At 47.7% G+C, this 19,084-nt stretch carries 17 protein-coding genes and 2 pseudogenes; 11 read left to right on the forward strand and 8 right to left on the reverse strand.

Annotation, left to right across the window (positions count from 1 at the left end):
* Nucleotides 1-108 precede the first annotated feature (108 nt).
* The 3 genes from H5647_RS05180 to rsmD form a co-directional block, all read right to left on the reverse strand.
* The gene (locus H5647_RS05180) at nt 109-2,997 is read right to left on the reverse strand and encodes a class I adenylate cyclase (protein WP_045856868.1); all 2,889 of its coding nucleotides are present in this window, start codon (nt 2,995-2,997) and stop codon (nt 109-111) included.
* A gap of 92 nt (nt 2,998-3,089) precedes the next feature.
* Complete coding sequence (coaD, locus tag H5647_RS05185; protein WP_045861086.1) at nt 3,090-3,605, reverse strand: pantetheine-phosphate adenylyltransferase; 516 nt, start codon at nt 3,603-3,605, stop codon at nt 3,090-3,092.
* A 106-nt stretch (nt 3,606-3,711) separates the two neighbouring features.
* The gene (rsmD, locus tag H5647_RS05190; protein WP_328286796.1) at nt 3,712-4,341 is read right to left on the reverse strand and encodes a 16S rRNA (guanine(966)-N(2))-methyltransferase RsmD; all 630 of its coding nucleotides are present in this window, start codon (nt 4,339-4,341) and stop codon (nt 3,712-3,714) included.
* Nucleotides 4,342-4,362: 21 nt separating this feature from the next.
* Here rsmD and ftsY point away from each other — a divergent pair, with 21 nt between their 5' ends.
* The 8 genes and pseudogenes from ftsY (at nt 4,363) to H5647_RS05230 (ending at nt 10,814) form a co-directional block, all read left to right on the forward strand.
* A complete protein-coding gene (gene ftsY / locus H5647_RS05195; protein ID WP_045861087.1) occupies nt 4,363-5,370 on the forward strand; it encodes a signal recognition particle-docking protein FtsY in 1,008 nt (335 codons plus the stop codon).
* Nucleotides 5,371-5,398: 28 nt separating this feature from the next.
* Nucleotides 5,399-6,082: a cell division ATP-binding protein FtsE gene (gene ftsE / locus H5647_RS05200; RefSeq protein ID WP_045856872.1), complete on the forward strand. Its 684-nt coding sequence runs from the start codon at nt 5,399-5,401 to the stop codon at nt 6,080-6,082.
* Nucleotides 6,082-7,050 carry a permease-like cell division protein FtsX gene (gene ftsX, locus H5647_RS05205; RefSeq protein ID WP_045856874.1) on the forward strand — a complete coding sequence of 323 codons (969 nt, stop codon included), beginning with the start codon at nt 6,082-6,084 and terminating at the stop codon, nt 7,048-7,050. Before ftsE ends, ftsX begins: the two co-directional genes overlap by 1 nt.
* Before the next feature lie 105 nt (nt 7,051-7,155).
* A complete protein-coding gene (rpoH, locus tag H5647_RS05210) occupies nt 7,156-8,010 on the forward strand; it encodes an RNA polymerase sigma factor RpoH (protein WP_045856876.1) in 855 nt (284 codons plus the stop codon).
* A 103-nt stretch (nt 8,011-8,113) separates the two neighbouring features.
* Nucleotides 8,114-8,492: pseudogene (locus tag H5647_RS05215) on the forward strand (DUF423 domain-containing protein).
* Nucleotides 8,492-9,178, forward strand: a complete 687-nt coding sequence (trmB, locus tag H5647_RS05220; RefSeq protein ID WP_045856878.1) for a tRNA (guanosine(46)-N7)-methyltransferase TrmB — start codon at nt 8,492-8,494, stop codon at nt 9,176-9,178. The pseudogene H5647_RS05215 and the gene trmB overlap by 1 nt, the downstream one beginning before the upstream one ends.
* A 48-nt stretch (nt 9,179-9,226) precedes the next feature.
* Entirely contained in the window at nt 9,227-9,850 is a 624-nt protein-coding gene (locus H5647_RS05225; RefSeq protein ID WP_121495351.1) for a TIGR02444 family protein, read from the forward strand.
* Nucleotides 9,851-9,996: 146 nt separating this feature from the next.
* Nucleotides 9,997-10,814 (forward strand): annotated as a pseudogene (locus H5647_RS05230) (DUF4372 domain-containing protein).
* Between the two features lie 67 nt (nt 10,815-10,881).
* On the opposite strand, the gene H5647_RS05235 reads toward H5647_RS05230, so the two are convergent.
* Nucleotides 10,882-11,823, reverse strand: coding sequence for a hypothetical protein (locus H5647_RS05235; RefSeq protein WP_045856880.1), 942 nt, complete (start codon nt 11,821-11,823; stop codon nt 10,882-10,884).
* A 514-nt stretch (nt 11,824-12,337) separates the two neighbouring features.
* On the opposite strand from H5647_RS05235, the gene H5647_RS05240 reads away from it, so the two are divergent.
* Nucleotides 12,338-13,135, forward strand: coding sequence for an FKBP-type peptidyl-prolyl cis-trans isomerase (locus H5647_RS05240; RefSeq protein WP_045856882.1), 798 nt, complete (start codon nt 12,338-12,340; stop codon nt 13,133-13,135).
* 16 nt (nt 13,136-13,151) lie between these two features.
* Here the strand turns inward: H5647_RS05240 and H5647_RS05245 are convergent, their stop codons facing one another.
* Nucleotides 13,152-14,186 carry a WD40 repeat domain-containing protein gene (locus H5647_RS05245; RefSeq protein WP_045856884.1) on the reverse strand — a complete coding sequence of 345 codons (1,035 nt, stop codon included), beginning with the start codon at nt 14,184-14,186 and terminating at the stop codon, nt 13,152-13,154.
* A 114-nt stretch (nt 14,187-14,300) separates the two neighbouring features.
* Nucleotides 14,301-14,762, reverse strand: a complete 462-nt coding sequence (locus H5647_RS05250) for an Rsd/AlgQ family anti-sigma factor (RefSeq protein ID WP_045856887.1) — start codon at nt 14,760-14,762, stop codon at nt 14,301-14,303.
* A 284-nt stretch (nt 14,763-15,046) separates the two neighbouring features.
* On the opposite strand from H5647_RS05250, the gene H5647_RS05255 reads away from it, so the two are divergent.
* The gene (locus H5647_RS05255) at nt 15,047-15,502 is read left to right on the forward strand and encodes a flagellar basal body-associated FliL family protein (RefSeq protein WP_121495352.1); all 456 of its coding nucleotides are present in this window, start codon (nt 15,047-15,049) and stop codon (nt 15,500-15,502) included.
* Between the two features lie 59 nt (nt 15,503-15,561).
* On the opposite strand, the gene gshA is transcribed toward H5647_RS05255, so the two are convergent.
* Together gshA and H5647_RS05265 are read right to left on the reverse strand one after the other, a co-directional pair.
* On the reverse strand, nt 15,562-17,169 hold the full coding sequence (gshA, locus tag H5647_RS05260) for a glutamate--cysteine ligase (RefSeq protein WP_045856889.1): 1,608 nt from the start codon (nt 17,167-17,169) through the stop codon (nt 15,562-15,564).
* Between the two features lie 4 nt (nt 17,170-17,173).
* Nucleotides 17,174-17,563, reverse strand: coding sequence for a hypothetical protein (locus H5647_RS05265; RefSeq protein ID WP_052691881.1), 390 nt, complete (start codon nt 17,561-17,563; stop codon nt 17,174-17,176).
* Between the two features lie 539 nt (nt 17,564-18,102).
* Between H5647_RS05265 and gspC the strand changes: the two genes are divergently transcribed.
* Nucleotides 18,103-19,083: a type II secretion system protein GspC gene (gspC, locus tag H5647_RS05270; protein ID WP_045856891.1), complete on the forward strand. Its 981-nt coding sequence runs from the start codon at nt 18,103-18,105 to the stop codon at nt 19,081-19,083.
* Nucleotide 19,084 lies beyond the last annotated feature (1 nt).

Below are 19,084 nucleotides of genomic sequence, written 5' to 3' on the forward strand. Positions count from 1 at the left end.
AGCGGTAATAGGGATTATTCGCGCGCTTAGCCCCGTGACGAAAGGCCGGAGTATAACCTGTCATACAGGTTGGTATAACCCTGCAAAAGGAAACAGTTGGGAGGGAGGTTAGGTTTTTAGCAGTATGCCAATGGCATGGTTAAGACGAAATTCTAGCCGGTCTTTTAGTTTTAGGTAATGGCCGCTGGTGAGTCGGCCAGCATCAGATAATAAGGGTATGCAAAGGCTTAGGTCGAGATCGGTTAGGTAGACGGCGTAGTGCTCACGTGATGTGCGTAATTTCAGAATGTATTGTGCTACGACCATATAGAGCTGGTGGTTAAAGGTTCGACCTAGAAATTCTTGGTCATCACAATAAAAGTCGAAGACCAGTTCGCCATCGCTGCCTTTGTGTGCCACGGCTTTCACTTCAAATTTCGCGGTGGCGGGCTGCTGGCGAGACACAAGTTTGGGGGCCGCTTTGAAGCGTGGGCCTGTTTTAATTAACTCATAAAAGTGCAGAGGGAAAATGCCAAAGTCGTATAGCAATTGCTGGTTAAGGCGTGTTTGTCGCTCGATGATTGCGCGTAAAAATTGATGTAATGGCTTTAGCGGTGAGTGTTCGCCGCTCCCGTGATATTCACGGTGTGTGATGGAGCCCATTTCATCGACGACATACACTTCCATTCCTATATCGTAACGCCTATAAAAAATGTGTATGGCACCGGACCAATTTCGGCCGCCCATTCCGCCTGAAATAGTGTGGCTAATCGTGCGCATGGGATGCGATTCAAGTGCACGGCTGTCAAATAAAATTGGGCTTATAGCGAGTTGCTCTTCGCCTAAATAATCAATTAAAAGGTTACGTGTTTTATGCTCTCGTATGAGTAGCTTAGGGCCTCTAAATTGCAGGCTGTAGTAAGCGCCGGCCATTTCAAAAAGATAGCGTGTGGTCGCCGGGTAACGGCCACTGTAATAGCAGTGCGAAATTTCATTAAACCAGCGTTGAATACGATTAGTAATGGTCGTTGTATGGTGAGCACCTATACAGGTAATCGATAGTGACGGGGGTGTTTGGTGTGTGCCGGGTAAGCAGAGTTGCAGGTATTCTTGAAGCGCCTCTAGCAGTGCGTGCTTGGAGTCGAAACGTCGCGCACTAATTTCGTCCCAGCTGTTGCGTGTGATCATATCAAGCGACACTACGAGGTTGTCTTTGAATCCGCTATAACGTAATGCGTCGGCTTGGCCGCTTAGCCGTTGGATACCTAAGCCATCTAAACGGGATGTTGGCGATCGGCCAACGTTGAGTAGTAGAAGTGCATGTGTGGGGGCGGCTGCTTGTTTAAAGTGTTTATGGCTAAGCGAAGGGAGCGGCAGTGGCAGCCATTGAGCGAGTTGTGCGAGTATTTTTCGCACGTCAACATCGCTAATAGAGGGTGAGTGCTGTACGTCAAAAGAGGTGTTTTCGCTGATGATACCGTTCACATAACACCAGAGCAGTAGTTCGATCAAACTGAGCGTTGATTTAATAGCGGTGCTGTCACTGCTGAGTGCACTGCCGCTAATGTGCGAATAGGCTGTCCATACATTGACGCTGGTATCGTTGTCGTAGCGTTCAGTTAGCGAAATAATTTCTTCGCTTAGGTCATCTGAAATATTGGGGTTTATCCATTCAACTTTGCCTGGACGCCGCTCGAAGGTGGCTTGTAATTTTCGCCCCAATATTGTGAGTTCTTCTGTGGATATCGCGCGCACGGCGCCAGTTTCTGTGGCGAAATCTTGAATAAATCGATAGCTGTGGTTGAGTTCGTTGACTAACAGCGCACGCTCTTCGGTTACGTCGTTAGCCTTCCAATGGGCTCGCTGATCGAGCATGGCGATCTGTTGTTTTTGCCAGCCCCACTCATGAGTCAATCTTTCGAGCAAACATCGCTGCCAGGATTTTTCACGGCTGCGGGGTGGTTTTGAGAGCGGTTTATTCACTTTAAAATAAAAGCACCTGCGTGCTAATTCGAGACGAGTGGTAGCGTTTTTGGTGAGTAAATATTGCTCGATATGGCGAAAAATCATCATATAGCCATCAAGTTCATTAATATCGAGTTCACCTGCATAAACGTGCGCTTTAAAGCGGAGGGAAAGTGGTTCTACGTTGGGGTGCTGTCCCGCATAGGCTTCTAGCGATAATAATTTTAATACCGATTTATAGGGCGACTCTATCGCTTTATATAATTGCCAAATTCCGGCGCCTACAAATTCGCCATCTGGGATGGTGGCAATGCCACCAAAGTCGAGCAAGTTATCGTCGCGTAAAAAACGTTTTGTCAGAAGTGTATGGGTGTATTGCGCGTAATCATTTTCTTGCGTTGCGGGTACAAACCACCAAAGTGGTTTGCGGCCGCCCACCAGTATCGCTGTGCGGTAGAATTCATCGAGCAGCAATAGGCGTTGTGCGCTGCCGCTGGATTCATCATTTAAACTATCGATATGTCCTTGTTTAAAGGTTTCATGGTCCATTAAAAAGAAATGCACTTCTAAGCGAAACGTCATTGCCCATGTCGAAATTCGTTTTGCTTTTTCGTTTAAAGAGGCGATGGCGTTTGGTGCAAGCCCCGGTTTTACGCATAGCCAAATGTCTAGATCACTTTTTTCGCTTTGGGCAATGGTGCCCACGCTCCCCATGATGTACAGCGCGTAGATACTCTCGGGTTGAGACATGTCGAGGTTAGCGGTAAAACTGCGGGCTATTCGCCTGCCCAGAACCATTTCGGGCTTGCCTAGCGTGTAATCGCAGAGCCTTGAGGGTGTTTCCCGCGAGACAAAGCCGGGCATCATGGGGTGGTTAGTGTGAAAGAGTAGGGGTAATGCATCGAGTACGGGGCGCTGGCGTTCACTTAGAGCATTGCGCAAGCGCTCGAGACGATTCATGTTTATGGCCACGAATCGCTTATCGAGCTGGGTGAGATTTTGTCGGTCTAACCCTTGGCTTATTTCGCCAGGGTTAATCGCATGCGGTTTCACTGGAGCGCCAATATAACGTGAATTTGACCACAGTTTAGCAGCGAGAATGCCGAGGCGACGGGAAAAGTCGCCGTGTGTTTAGATTGTTTTTTTTACTCTGGCGCGAATGGTTTCACGCCCTTTTTGCCGACAAGTTGGTATTTTTCTTGTAGCGCATCTTTCACTAAAGAGGGCACAAATTTACTCACGTCGCCATTCAATGAGGCGATTTCTTTTACCAGTGAGGACGAAATATACGAGAGGTGCTCGGCCGGCGTTAGAAACAAGCTCTCCATTGAGGGCGCGAGTGCTCGGTTCATGTTGGCGAGCTGAAATTCGTATTCAAAATCGGATACGGCACGTAAACCACGTACTACGCCATATGCTTGCTTTTCTTCCACTAAATCTTTCAGTAAGCAATCAAAACCGCAAATTTCTATGTTGTCTATATGGCCGAGTACTTCATGTGCCAGCGCAACGCGCTCATCAATGGTAAAAAGCGGTTGTTTTCGGCTACTGGCAGCAACAGCAATAACCACCGAATCGAACAATTTGGCGGCGCGTTGTACCAGATCAATATGGCCATTAGTAATAGGGTCGAATGTGCCTGGGTAAACGACGCGTTTCATGGTCATAAGTATTCTCGGTAAAAGTGACGATAGTACGTTGCGACGATTTGCCGTAACAGTAGGGCCGCGTAGTTTAGCCTGAAGCGCGTGGCTACGCCAAAAAAAGTCAGCCGCGCCATTGATATAGCGCATAGCGCACATCACCAGCGTGTTTTTCTCGATGAGAATGCCAGCCGGCAGGTAACGCCATAGGGTGTGCTTTGGGCCATTCAATATACACCAGAGTATGGTTGTGCAGGGCGCCGTTAATGACTAATTGCGTTAGTGCGTCATGCCATAGGTCTTGTGCAAAGGGTGGGTCGAGAAAAATAATATCGAAGGGCCCAAGGGCGGGGGTGAGTAGCGTCAAGCCATTGCCTCTAAATACATTCGCCGCCGAGCACTCCAGTGTTGCTAAATTGGTGTCCAATTGCTGCGCTGCTTGCGGGTTCAATTCTGCAAACTGCACAAATTTCGACCCTCGAGATAAGGCCTCGAACCCTAGTGCACCAGATCCTGCAAATAAATCTAAACATCGGCTTCCGTGCACATAGGGCATAAGCCAATTAAAGAGTGTCTCGCGTACTCGGTCGCCCGTAGGCCGTAGGCCTTCAATGGGGGTGACCGCTAATTTTCGGCCTCGCCATTCACCACCAATGATACGGATAGTGGACGTCGTGTTTTTTTTGTGCTTTTTTCTGTCTAGAGGGCAAAAGAAATCGCTCCAATAATGGTAGGATGACGGCCAATCAATTATTGAAGCCGCAAGTCAATTATGATGTTTTTTAAGCGTAAGAAAAACACCCCTGAAGAATCTTCTCCTAAGAAGGCCGAGATCGAGCAGCCGCAAGAAAAACTCAGCCTATTGGCTAGAATGAAACGCGGCTTGTCGCGTACCAGCAGCCAGTTCTCTTCCGGCTTGGCCACCCTACTAATGGGCAAGAAGGCAATCAACGACGAATTGCTTGAAGAAATTGAAACCTTATTGTTAATGGCTGACGTGGGCGTAGATGCCACGACCGAAATTATCGATAATCTTACCGAGCGAGTCGCTCGCAAGCAGCTGGCCGATTCCGATGCCTTATTTACAGCGCTCAAAGATTCCTTAAGCGCTTTATTGCAGCAGGTAGAATCACCGTTAGTAATTGATTCGGAGAAGAAGCCCTACGTTATTCTTGTGGTAGGCGTAAATGGTGTGGGCAAAACAACAACTATTGGGAAGTTGGCAAAACGGCTTCAGAATGAAGGTAAATCGGTAATGTTGGCCGCAGGCGATACGTTTCGTGCAGCGGCTGTCGAACAGCTCGAAGTGTGGGGCGAGCGCAATGAGGTACCCGTTGTTGCGCAGCATACAGGGGCCGATAGTGCATCGGTCATATATGATGCCGTGCAGTCTGCGCAGTCGCGTGGTATTGATGTGGTAATAGCCGATACCGCCGGCCGCTTACACAATAAAAGTAACTTAATGGAAGAGCTCTCCAAAGTTAAACGCGTGATGGGAAAGATCGATGGCACAGCGCCTCACGAAATATTATTGGTGCTGGATGCAGGAACGGGGCAAAATGCGGTGAGCCAAACCGATCATTTTCTTAAGGCCGCAGGTGTTACGGGATTAGCGTTAACCAAGCTAGACGGTACTGCCAAAGGCGGTATTATTTTCGCCCTGAGTAAAAAACATCAATTACCGGTTCGCTTTATTGGCGTAGGCGAAGGCATTGATGACCTCCAACCTTTTTCCGCCAGCAACTTTATAGATGCGTTGTTTGGCGAGGGAAAAGCAGAATAATTAACAAACTCTACACAAGTATAATAACGTGATCAGCTTTAGTAACGTTAGCAAGCGCTATACGAGTGGCCATCAGGCTCTCGCAAATGTGTCTTTTGATATTGATGACCGCGAAATGGTGTTTCTCACTGGGCACTCTGGTGCCGGGAAAAGTACCCTAATGAAGCTCATTATGTTGATGGAGCGCCCAACGGCAGGCCAAGTTGTTATTGCAGGACGCAACTTAAATCGTATGCGCAGTGGCCAAATTCCCTTCCATCGCCGCCAAGTAGGGGTGGTGTTTCAAAACCACCAATTATTATTCGACCGTACCGTCTTCGAAAATGTGGCGTTGCCTTTGCAAGTAGCCGGCTACCAGTCGCGAGAAGTTGGCCGTCGAGTGCGTGCGGCACTCGATAAAGTTGGGCTCCTCGAAAAAGAAAAGCATACCCCCATTACGCTCTCTGGTGGTGAACAGCAGCGGGTGGGTATTGCGCGCGCAGTGGTCAATAAGCCCACCTTGCTTCTAGCGGACGAGCCTACCGGAAACCTCGACCCCGCTCTTTCGGCCGAAATAATGAATTTGTTTCGGCAATTTAATCAGTTTGGTGTAACCGTCATGATTGCCAGCCATGATATTGCGCTGATACGACGGTTGAATCATCGTGTACTGACGCTCTCAAAAGGTGAAATTATTCACGATGGTTGTTTGCCTCCCCGGGAAGCGCACTAATGGCAAAAATTGACGTAGGAGCGGTGCAAAGTCGAACGCGGTTCGGCGACAAGGCGAGTGCCTATTGGCAGCACCATTTAAGCTCTTTCGGGGGGAGCCTGCGTCGCTTGCTGCAAACGCCGGCACAAACGCTTATGACAGCGCTAGTGGTTGCCATAGCGTTATCGCTGCCTGCCACGCTATTAGTGTCGTTAAGTAATATTCAGCAGCTCGGCGATAGCTGGGATGCAAGCCCTAAAGTTTCGGTGTACTTGCATTTGCGTGCGCGCCCCGCAGCCATAGAACAGCTCATCAGTAAACTGGAGCGTCTTCCGGAAGTGGCAAGCGTTCAGTATTTGTCGGCGGAGCAAGTGCTCACTGACTTTCAACGACTGTCGGGGTTTGGTCAAGCGCTCGGTGGGCTTGATGACAACCCGTTGCCCGCCACTCTCGTCATTGCGCCTACGTCGAATGCCGCAGAGCCGAGTGTATTACAACAATTGGGCGAAACTATTGCCGCAGAGCCCATTGTGGATGAAGTATCGTTGGATATGGAATGGGTGCGGCGTTTGCGTGAGTTTATGGTGTTGGGCAAAAAAATTGTTGCGGCGCTCGCAGGTTTGCTTGGTTTGGGTGTTTTGCTGGCCATTGGTAATACTATTCGGCTCGCCATAGAGAACCGTAGAGACGAAATTATCGTATCTAAGTTAGTGGGCGGTACTAACGGTTTTGTGCGTCGTCCGTTTATCTACTGCGGGGGGTGGTACGGTTTTATGGGAGGCCTGCTAGCGAGCCTAATTGTCTCTGGAGGCTTTTCTATCATTGACGACACGGTTACTCAGCTTGCTTCTCTATACCAAAGTGACTTCACGCTACAATCGTTAGGTGTTACAGGTAGCTTACAGCTAGTGGGCTTAGGTACATTGCTTGGCTGGTTAGGCGCATGGCTCGCCGTAGGTCGACATTTGGTCAAAATTGAACCGAAATAGGGAAAAATGGTCGAAACGCTTGAAAATCTTGAATTTCAGCCTAATATTGCTCAACTGGCGAAAGTTTAGTTGATCGCTTAAAGAATATACTTGGAGGAATGCCGAATGGGCAAAAGTTTACAGACTGTAGAAATATTGGCGCCGGGTCAAAACCTGAATGCCTATATGCAGGTCGTGAACAGCTTCTCGATCCTAACTGCTGAAGAAGAAAAAGAGTTAGGCGAAAATTTGTATTACCGCGAAGACCTTGAAGCGGCGCGCCGTTTGGTGATGGCGCACTTACGTTTCGTGGTACACATTGCTAAATCCTATGCGGGATATGGTTTGTCGCAGGGAGATTTGATTCAAGAAGGCAATGTAGGGCTAATGAAAGCGGTAAAACGCTTCAATCCAGAAAAAGGCGTGCGCTTAGTGAGCTTTGCCGTGCACTGGATCAAAGCTGAAATACATGAATTTATTTTGCGTAATTGGCGAATTGTGAAAGTAGCGACAACCAAGGCGCAGCGCAAACTGTTCTTTAACTTGCGAGGCCAGAAAAAGCGCCTAGCATGGCTTACTAATTCCGAAGCTGAAGCTGTCGCGGCAGACCTAAACGTAGACGTTAAAAACGTACGTGAAATGGAAACTCGGTTATCGGCATTTGACGCCGCTTTTGATGCGGGCGCTGATGAAGATGACGAAACGGCATACAAAGCACCGGCTAACTACTTAGAAGATCGTCGCTACGACCCTTCTGTGATGTTAGAAAACGCCGACTGGACCGAAAATAGTGTGGCGGGCTTAGAGAGCGCACTAGAACTGCTTGATGATCGTAGCCGTGATATTTTACAGCAGCGTTGGTTGAGCGAAGACAAGTCTACATTGCACGATTTGGCGGGTAAATACGGCGTTTCTGCAGAGCGTATTCGTCAACTTGAAAAGAATGCAATGAAGAAAATGCGTGTTTCTATGGAAGCTTAGGTAGTGCCTAAAATACCGAAATCCTAGGACAGGAAAAGCCGCCCATCAGCGGCTTTTTTTATGTTCTTTAGGTAGAGGCGCATCACATTAAAATAAGGCGAATATGTCAGCAGAAGCAAAATTATTCTTGTTATTGGCCGCTTCTAATGGCGCTTTGGCCGTCATTTTAGGTGCATTTGGAGCCCATGGACTAAAAAATAGTGTCTCTGAACCCCTCCTTGCAGCGTGGCAAACTGGGGTTCAGTATCACTTCTACCATGTACTGGCGTTGGGCTTGGTTGCTTTGTTGTCTATGCAAGGTATTGCAGGCAATGGCTTAGCTATCGCGGGATGGTGCGGGTATTGTGTTGTTTAGTGGCAGCCTCTACGGGCTGGCGTTGGGAGGCCCACGGTGGCTTGGGCCAATAACACCGGTAGGCGGTTTATTGTTTATAGCAGGGTGGGTTGCGCTGTTTGTATCCATACTAAAGGTTAAGAGTTAATGAAACCCGAGTACAAGAAAAAACCGATCCGTAGCTATGTAATTCGTGCCGGGCGGATGACCGATGGTCAGAAAAATGCATTTGACCAATGGTGGTCGGTGTATGGTCTTAGTTTATTCGATGGAGAAATCAATCCCGCTGAGATTTTTGCGCAAGAAGCTCCCTTAGTGGTCGAAGTTGGTTTTGGGATGGGCGAATCACTTTTTGCTATGGCGAAAGCAGAGCCGGATAAAAACTTTATTGGTATAGAAGTCCATCCACCGGGCGTTGGCCGACTGATTAGTCTAGCGGGTATCGAAGGTCTCACTAACCTTAAAGTCTACATGGCAGACGCCGTGGACGTAATGAGTGATTGCATTCCTGCAAGCAGTACGGATCGATTTCAGTTGTTTTTTCCTGATCCTTGGCATAAAAAAAAGCACAACAAGCGCAGAATCGTACAGCCGACGTTTGTAGAGCAAGTGCGTAAAATATTGAAGCCCGATGGCCATTTTCATATGGCGACGGACTGGCAAGAATACGCGGACTACGCAATAGAGGTAATGACACTGGCAGCAGGTTACACTAATACAGCGGAAGCTTATTGTTTTGCTGAGCGCCCAATGTATAGGCCCAATACCAAGTTTGAGGCTCGGGGAGAGCGCTTAGGCCACGGTGTATGGGATATTGTATTCGCAAAGGTGTAGCTCCTATTCCCTTACGTAGCCCACTAGCGCCCTAGAATAAGAAACGAAATGCGAAAGATTAATCAGCTCATCAAAAACTGGAAACGCGGCACAGCCAGCTCTGAGAACGATCGCGTAGAGTCTTCACACAATAAAAAAAATAAAGCAGAGACCGCTATGGATTTCTCCTCCTCAGAAAGCCTGTGGGTAGAGCCTTTATGGGATTACTCTAAACGGGTGTATGCACGCAAAGGTATAGAGAAAATAGTGTTAGGGCTGCAAGATGAATATCATGCAAATGTGGATATTATTTTATGGTGTTGCTGGTTAGAAAAGGAAGGTATCGACCTTTCTGAAGAAGCGTTGGACGATGTGCTTATTACTATTGATACGGTTAATCAGCTTACATTAATAAAATTGAGAGAGGTTCGAGGGCATCTTAAAACAGCCTTTACACAGAAACAGGCCAGTATTATTGCAAAGCAAATCCTTAATGCAGAAATGATGCTAGAAAAAGTATTGTTGTATCGCCTGCAAGAACTAACGCGGCGTTTTGCCGATGTTATGAAGGATCCCGTTAAACCCCTAAATTTGCGCTATTATCTTGAGTTTTTAAGTATTCCTGACGCGCAATATATTGCTGAGACCGTGACGGGCACTTGTGTTCGGGCGGGTAGTAAATCCTTTGCTTAATCGGCCCATTTCATCAACGTCACGCATAAAAAAGCTCGCATAGCAGCCATTATTGCCCCATAGTTTGTGACAGCTAAAAAGATAAAGCCTGATTCAATTGGTAAAATGGCGTTACGACACTTCAATAACACCAAAGGCATCAGGCTTTGTCACCTTCTAACACTGCTCTTCATCAAATACTCAAATCCGTTCTTAGACCTGAATTGGAAGGTTTAGCTTCTCAGTACCATTTCGGCTAAAAATTGCGTAGTGCTAGTTGCCTGGATCAGTTAGTCGGCATGCTCATGCATCAACTTTCCGGCCGACAAAGTTTGCGTGATATCGAATCTAGCCTTGAAGCCCAGCTCTATGAGCCTTTATTTTTTAAGCGTCTCCATCCGTTAAAATGTTAATCGGGGAAACATAAATTTCGATTTAAAAACCCGCTTTCTTCTATGGATGCGAGCGCAATTGATCTGTCTCTTAAACTGTTCCCTTGGGTTGCGTATCGCGATGACACGGTAACGCTACGTGTAGGCCTTCACTATTCAACGGAAATCCCTGAGTTTGTTGCGCTTAGTGAAGGCAATGAAAATGATATGGTGGGGGCGAAAGTTTCGTTTCCCTAAGGGCAGGATTGTTGCGTTTGATAAGGGATATGTGGGCTACGAATGGTACGTAAGCCTTACCCATCATGGGGTCTCGTTGGTTACACACTTGCGCACCAAAGCGGTATACCGTGTTCTTGAACGAGCACATTATTGGGCGCTCAAAGAATGCAATTTTGACTCACATATGGATTGCAATGATCGCCTATTTACTTGCTTCATTTACACGCTTCTGCGCGAAAGCCGGTTGGACTGTTCAGCGAATAATGCGGGTGCTGCAGGTCAGCGTATTTGAACGAAAGCCACTTAAGCAACTGTTCACTCCACTCCCTCCCCAGAAACAAAAAAGCCACCCTCAGAAGAGGATGGCTTTATGACTAAAAACTATGGGACAGCAATGGCATAGAAGCGGGGCTTTTTATGCGTGACGATAAAGTCTAAACGTTAGCTCGGATCATCTTGGCCGAAAAGGCTGCCGGTGCTGGGTTGCGGAGTTTCGACAGTTGAAGGCTCGGGAGTCGTCGTGGGTTCCGGCGCAGGAATAGGCGGCGTGACACTCTCAGTTGGAGTAGCAGGTACTGTTTCAGGCGTTGGCGAGGGGTCAGGCATGGAAGTAATTTCAGGCATAACAGCTACCGCTGGTATTGGCTCTGTTACAGGTGTTTCCATGGGCGCTACAACAGGTGTAGTGGCTGGTTTTTCCGGTGCAGGTATACTTTCTACGCTAACAGCGGGTGTAGGAGTTGGCGTGGGTTTAACTACCGCCTTTTTAGCTTTGACTTTTATGGGCGTCGTTTTTTTGGTTTTTACTACGACTGGGGTTTTGTCTTCAGCCTTTTTTACCGCAGGTTTAGCTTTGGTTGCAGTTTTTTTCACAGGTGCTTTCTTTTTCGGCGCTTCCTTTGCCGGGGTTTTCTTGGCCGATTTTTTATCTGCAGGTACCTTTGCTATGGCCGCTACTTTTTTCTTAGCGGGTTTTTTTTTGCTGGCGTGAGCTTTTTCAGCGGCTAATGCGATTTTAGCGATAACTTTGGCTTGCGTGACAGAGGCTTTGGCGTCGCTGAATGCGGCTTTGGCTTGATCCAATGTCGCTTTAAGAGTTGCGAGATCTGATCGCTGAGAGGCAACAGCAAGTTTGGCCTTTGTCACTTTAGCGGTTGCAGCCGCTGTTTTTTTCTTTGCAACAGCGGTAGCTGCACTTTTTGCTTTGGCTTGCAGGCTAGCCAGCTTGACTTTGGCCTTGCTCGCGTTGGCGGTAGCGACTTTTACAGCCTTGGCCGCAGCGGCTAGCTTCTTATTGCGTGCACTGTCTAGTTGAGCTGCCAGCTTGGTAATTTGTTTTTCTAGGTCTGCGATTGTGTCGGTGGGCTTCTTTTTTGCTGCCATTAGATAGTACCTGAAAGTGTTCTTATTTAAGGAAGGGTAGGGGGCGCAAAAATGATAACTTCGTTTGCACCAAAATTGTATATATTTTGTGTGGAATTTGATTTGTAAACCAAAAAAAATGCCAAAATTCGTACAATGTTAAGAATTAGCCTCTATCCAGTCGGGTTTTGGGGGTGCTTATCGTATCGACGTCGCAAGTGACGAACTCACCTCAGCGCTCTATTGAACGCGATAAAAGGATTGTAAAGTACCGTAGAAAGACAAAAATATGTGCGCTGGGGATTAAAATTGTCTTCAAGTACGGAGAGTTGCTGGAGGCAAACATCTTGCTTGGGTATACTGCCTTCGCATTTTAGCCGAATTGCTTGGTTGTAGTGTACTAGTACGGTATACCGTAGTGGTAACAAACCCAAGTAATTTCCTCCATTAGGGTTGGCGTGCATTCTTAGCGCATTTGAAATCAGAGAGTACGGTTACAGGCCGTGAAGCTCCCTGGCAATAACAGGAATTGATAATGAAAAAATTTACATGGGTGGCAGTTACGGCTGCGGCAGCGTTGTTAGCGGGTTGTGGTGGTCAAGAAGAAAAGAAAGAGCCTACATTTGAAGCATTAAATGACAAGGTGAGTTATATCCTTGGCTTTAATATGGCATCACAGGCAAAAACGGTTGAATTTGAAATCAACCCTGAATTAATCGCTTTAGCTATTAGTGAAGTGAATACTGGTGCTGAGCAACGTTTTGACGAAGAAGAAATGCGTGCTGTAATGACAGCTTTTCAGACTGAGCAGCAGGCTAAACAGCAAGAGTTAATGGCTAAACGTCAAGAAGAAGTTGGCCAAATGGCTTTGGATAACGCGGCGACGGGTAAAGCATTCTTGGACGAAAATGCAGCCAAAGAGGGCGTGGTTGTTGCAGAATCTGGTTCAGGTTTACAATATAAAATTGAGCGTGCAGGTACTGGTGCCATTCCAACAGCGGCAGATACTGTGCTCGTTAATTATCGTGGAACTACACTTGACGGAGAAGAGTTCGATAGCTCCTACTCGCGAGGTGAGCCCGCTAAATTTCGCGTAAGCGGTTTAATTAAGGGTTGGGTTGAAGCGCTGCAGCTAATGCCTGTTGGCTCGAAGTGGACGTTATACATCCCAGGTGACATCGCCTATGGCGATCGCGGCATCCCTAACCGTCAGGACGGTTTTGATATTGAGCCAAATGAATTGCTCGTATTTGAAATGGAATTGTTGGACATTAACCCTGAAGACAAGCCTGCTGAGCCAGTAGAAGCTCAAGAGGCTGCACCTGCGCAGTAAGCGAAGTATTCGTTCGCTATTGTGATAAAACGCCCGGCATTGAGTTGGGCGTTTTTGTTTCTAATTGGTGAATAAATCCGTTTGCGCCAATAGCATAAAATTGTTGGGGGATATCACTAAAGGCCACCGCAATGACAGCCGCACTGGTTGGTTTCCACTTATCGCGTTTGGGCAGTTGCCAGCGCTCAATTTCCACTAGTTCCGGTAGTTGCCATAGTTGCACAATCTGGTCTGGCCGCCCCGTCAATAAAAAATTATTGTCGTCACTAAATTGCGCGGCGGTGAAACTTAACCCACGTTTTAAGTGTTCAGCTTTTAGTGGTATTTCCCCAATTATTTCGCCAGTGCGCGCTTGCCATAGTAAGGCTGCATCGTATTTGCTGACCGATAACGCTATAGCGCCATCGTTGGATAGCTTAACGAGTTGTACGTCGTCATTGTGTTTTAGGCGGGTTATGGCTTTGCCTGTGCGCATATCCCAAAGGGTTGCTGTGTAGTCTTCGCTGCCGGTAATACCGAGTTGGCCATTTTCGCTGAGGTCAACACTGCGAACGCGATTGCTGTGTTTAAAGGTCTTTTTTATGCCGCCTTGTTGGATATCAAAAAGTACCGCAGAGTGATCACTTAACCCGAGGAATGCGCTGGTAGCACCGGGGCCTAGTTCTGCATCTAAGATTTCGCCGGGCGCTGTCCAGTAGCGGTAGCCCTCACCGGTTTCGGTGTTCCATAACACAATTGTGGCAGGGTCAGCGGTAAGCCCCCATTGCCCGTTCCCTGAAAAGTCAGCGGCGATAATCGTTGAAAGCTCGCCGTTAGCGTGGTTCCAATTAAAGACCCGTTCTTCGGATTGTACCTGCCACAGGCTCCCTCCATGGTAAATAGAGCCTGCGATGATCAAATGCCCTTTTTCGGATATGGCGGCGGCATGGAGGCCTTTAGTGGCAATTTCGAGTGATGACGTTGGCGAAAGCGCTTTCTCGCATGCGGTTACGAATAGCGTACAGCTAAAGCAGAATATGGCGTGTAGAAGGCGGTAGCGGGGGGCTTTCATAAGACTGCCATTCTGTTGATTTGGATATCAAAAGAATAGCAGCTACCGAGAATTGTGCGACAGGGTGTTAGGCGTTAACGTCTAGAAAAATAAATAGTGACGTTGTTAAGTGAATTACGCTACTTGATCTTTATGGGCTGTGTGAAGTACTTCTATAGCCCTATCTTCGGCCTCAAATCTATGGGCAAGTGTTTCGCCGAGTTTTGAGAGGTCGGTTTCAATCGAATCAAGGTCATCGATTTCTTGGTACTTGTCGTTAAAATCGAGCACGTATTCGGTCGTTTTATCGACATCAGTAAACAGTATTTTTGCCTCTGTTAGCGCAGGCTTGTCGTCGAATTCCCGTGCTTCTTGAACGAGCTGGTCGTAAATTTCAAAATGACCCGCAGACACGTAATCAACCAAAAGCTGACACATGGACCTTAGTACTTCGCCTGTGACGGCTGAAGGTTCTTCTATTATTTCGGATAGTTGGCAATAGAGCACGAGTACTTGCTGTCGCTCACCAAGCCAGCGATCGATAATATCGGTAACTCCGCCCCAACGTTCTTGCGCCGTTTTACAATTTTCTAGCATAGGTTCTAGTCGTCCCAAGAGAATGTTTAATCAGCCTTCAAGATAGGTGATAAGTCGTTCAAGAGCAAGGGATGGATGCCCTGTTTCCGTACCTGTAAACGAATAGTTAATAACAAAATGTGGGGTGATCGCGTGTGTCGAGAACGAACGGCTATGGAACTTTGCGCGTTAATTCTTATTCAAACCGATAATGCGCGGGTGAGCGAACGCCTTTTGCGGATAGACGGTGATTAGAGGTGGTTGAGCTATGCTATTAAAAGGTGAAATTTGCGGAGAAATAGAGCATGCAATGGTTACGCAATAGCGCTTTAGCGCGTTGGTTGAGCGTGGTTTTAGTGGTCGGTGTAATGTTGGCTGTATCGGTGCATGCCGAAGATGAGCCGCCAGCCGAAGGAGAGGAGGCGGCTCCAGCCCCGCCTAAGGCAATTTACCTGCCGTTAAAACCCTCGTTTGTGGTGAATTACGGTGGCGCAGGGCGATTAAAATATATTAAAGCGGAGGTGTCGGTTCGATTAGATTCGTCTGAGGCCGCTAATGCCGTGCGTCATCATATGCCTTACATTCGTAATAACTTAGTAATGCTTTTTGCGAGTCAAACCGATGAGTCGCTGACGTCACAGGCTGGAAAGGAAGCGTTGCGGCAAGACGCGTTGACTGAAGTACGAAAAGTAATCTTGGATGAGGATGGATTAGAGGGGGTTACCGATCTTTTTTTTAACACGTTAATCGTGCAAAAATAATCGCAATACGGCATAGCGTATTGCGAAGAGTTACTCGAAGTTTGCCGTGTTTTTCGCCCCTATTCTCGGAAAGCCCCACAGCATCGCCGGTACTGTTTGTAGTATTGCACGAGAAAATCATCGAAGTCTATTTGGCTTTTTCTTTCAAGCTCGCGTTGTTCCGCTTCAGATTCTAGCGCCATATTTTCCATGCGTTCTTGAATGTCGGGCGAAAGTGGAGCGTTTTTGAAGTATTCATCGTATTGCGCAGAATGCTGTAACGCATAGGCCGCGTATTCGAGCTTGTTGTCTTTTAGTGTGGATAGAATACGTGCAGAGGGTGTAAGGCTTGGGTCTTTTAGCTTTCGCGTTTGCTGCGCAAGACTGTTGCTATAGCTTTGATCGCCATGAGCGTTATCCAGCAGCCCTGCGACGGGCGCCATAGCGTTGAGTAGCTCTAGGCCCCATTGCTGCAGGTTAATCGTGCTGTCGGGGCCGTTCTCGAGTGTTGCACTGGGGTTGCGGCCGTCAACTACCACCTGTTTTTGGTTGCGCAATATCCGTTGTGCTTCTTCACTATCGGTATCGGGGCTTTCTTGGAGCGCGCAATACAGTAAAAAAGTGTCGAGAAAGCGGATTTGTTCGTCGGTAATACCGACAGGCGAAAATGGGTCGATATCCAAGCAGCGTACTTCTATATATTCAACGCCACGATTGTCCAGTGCCGCGAGCGCTGTCTCGCCGGATTGTGCTGTGCGTTTGGGGCGAATAGCACTGTAAAATTCATTCTCTATCTGTAGTAAGCCGGTATTGAGTTGCAGGTGGTTGTGTTGTTCGTCGGTGATCCCGAGGGCTTCATAGTCGGCATGAGGTGACGTAATGGCTGCACACAATGTTTCGATATATCGTTTTTGGTCGTTGTAGCAGACGTAAAGATCTTCTTGCGCACTACTTTGATAGCCGAGGTCGCCCATGCGGAGTGACGTGGCAAACGGCGTATGTAACGTATGCGATAGGTTATCGAGCAGTTGAAGGTCGTGCATGCGTTTGTCTACAAAACTGGTACACAGTGCAGGCGAAGCACCAAACAAATAGATGAGCAACCAATAATGACGCCGAAAGTTACGAATGAGGCCGAAATAGCGCTGATTTTTGTATTCCTGAAGGTCGAGCATGCTGTTATCACGACGTGAAAGGAATGCCCAAAACGCATTGGGTAGCGAGAAGTTATAATGTAAGCCTGCAACGGTTTGCATGGAGCGTCCATAACGATGTCCTAGGCCAACCCGATAGACTGTTTTCATTCGGCCGTTATTCGTACTGCCGTAACGCGCGACAGGAATCTCTTGGTCAGGCCCTAACGCGCAGGGCATGCTATGCGTCCAAAGCATTTCGCCTTCGGGTAGCTGGTTGGCGGTATAGCGCTGCAGTAAATCGAGCTGGCCAAGCATATCGGGAATGGTGTGGCAGGGAGGCGTAATAAACTCCAGCAAGGCTTCGCTAAAGTCTGTAGTGATTTGGGGGTGGGTTAAGGCTGAGCCCAGACCACTGGGATGATCGGTTTTACTGAGTGCTCCGTTTGCCGTAACGCGGAGGCTTTCACGCTCTGCGCCGCGCAATATGCCGGTGAGTAATGCGGCATTGTCAGGCTCGGCGAGTTCCTTGGGGAAATCTTTAATCTGTAGCACGGAATTAGACCAATACTTGTTGGGGCGAAGGGGTGGGCTGTTTCTCGGGATTGGCTGTTGTCTCGAGAGGTTGTTCTTCTGTCGTTGCGATTTTATCGTCAATGTTATCAATGGCGTCGTCAGAGCAAGGTCGTGCGGTATCGTCTGCGGCGCTGGTTTGTGGGTGCGCTTCAGGTGCGTCTGGCAGAATGAGTAATCCTTTCTCGTTAACGTCTACGGCTGTAATTTTAGCCCGTAAATCAGGGTTTTTAACGGTTAACTCGACTATCTGATTGATCGCCTCGTCTTTGTGTTGAGTGCGATAAACGCTTCGATTCTCTTCGCCGTATTGCCAGTTACCCGACTTTTCGAGTATTTGCTGGTGCTGATTACAGATGATAAACATTGACGTCATGATTGAAAGCTCAATTCAAATAATGCAGAAGTTAGGGGGCCAATAAAGGGCATGTAGCGCGTTTTTAAAACCGTCAACGTGCGTCGCTCAACTCAATCGCATGATGGTGGCGAAGACCCTAAATTACAAGGGAGTAGCGCCTAAAGTTTGTGTGAACGGCCGGTGTCAATTGTGAAAAAAAGGAGAATTGCCCACTTCTGACATACCAATCCTCATCCAGCCTGTATAAACTACGGCTCTACTAACTTGTAGGGTTATGAATGGGGAGTGGCAGTGCAAGGCCATATTTTGCGGTTTAAGCATGCGAGACCCTCCCAATCAAGCCTACGGGGCGTCCCAATAACAAAAATTTAAAAAGTGGTTCGTGTTTCCCGCTTCGCTGGAGTAGAGCGTCAGTTCGGGCATTACTGATTGTTGACACTGTAAGGCCCAACCTTTTGATCAGCTGTTTTCGCCGGTAATATCCAATCACGTAATCATTACTCGTACGAGACGGAATCCTCTGTTTTGGCGAATATTCAGTATTTTGGAGAAGTTGAGTGACCTTTCAGTTGGCCGACAATCCGCAGCTTCTAACCGCTAGTCGTTACTGGCAGGTAGTGCTCGCCAAGCTAAAAAGCTTGCCGTTAGACGTGTGGCGTAATGGTCTTATCTTTCTATCGATACTATGGCTGTGTCACAGCGCTGCTGGGCTCTTTTGGGTTTTATACCCTGTTTCGGCAGTACCTCAGCCCACCACCTTTGCTGTGCCGATCGATACCGGTTCTGCTTCTGTCAGCAGTACAACCGTTGATATCCTGGCCCTTCAAGAGCTGAAACTCTTTGGTGACGCTGGCGAACTGCCTGAGGTGGAGTTAGAGGTGGAGGCCCAGTCCTCATCAGATCTTATCGTTGACGAAAACGCAGCAACGACGCTACTAAATTTAAAGTTACACGGCGTCATTGCCAGCGATAATCAGCTTGAGGCGCGAGCCATTATCGATACCGGTAAAGATCAGAATCTTTATCGGATTGGCGACGAAATAAAACTAAATAAAGGTGTAAAGCTCGCAAAGGTTATGGAGCAACGCATTATTTTGGACAATAAAGGCAGCCATGAATCCTTGTGGCTTTACTCCGAGGAAGATTTTAAAAAATCGGCAAGTAATCGCGCCAATCGTCACAAAGTTACTCGTGAAGGTCCCGGCGCGGATCGCCCTAAACCTACGGTGAACAAAAGTATACAGCCTAGCCAAATCCCCAAATCAATTAGCGATGTTGTGCGTTTTAGCGTGCATCGTGAGGAAGGGAAAATGGTGGGTTATAAATTGCGGCCTGGCCGAGATAAAGAGTTGTTTGAACAAGTCGGATTAAAATCCGGCGATATTGTGACAAGTGTTAACGGTCGAATCATGAACGACCCGAAACAATTGCGTGATGTCTATCAGGACCTAAAAACCGCAACGGAGGCCAACTTAGTTGTTCGTCGTGGCGAATCAGAGTTACCAATAACGATCAGAGTTGATAATACAGGTGGGTAAT

The sequence above is a fragment of the Teredinibacter purpureus genome, assembly GCF_014217335.1.
GTDB lineage: Bacteria > Pseudomonadota > Gammaproteobacteria > Pseudomonadales > Cellvibrionaceae > Teredinibacter > Teredinibacter purpureus.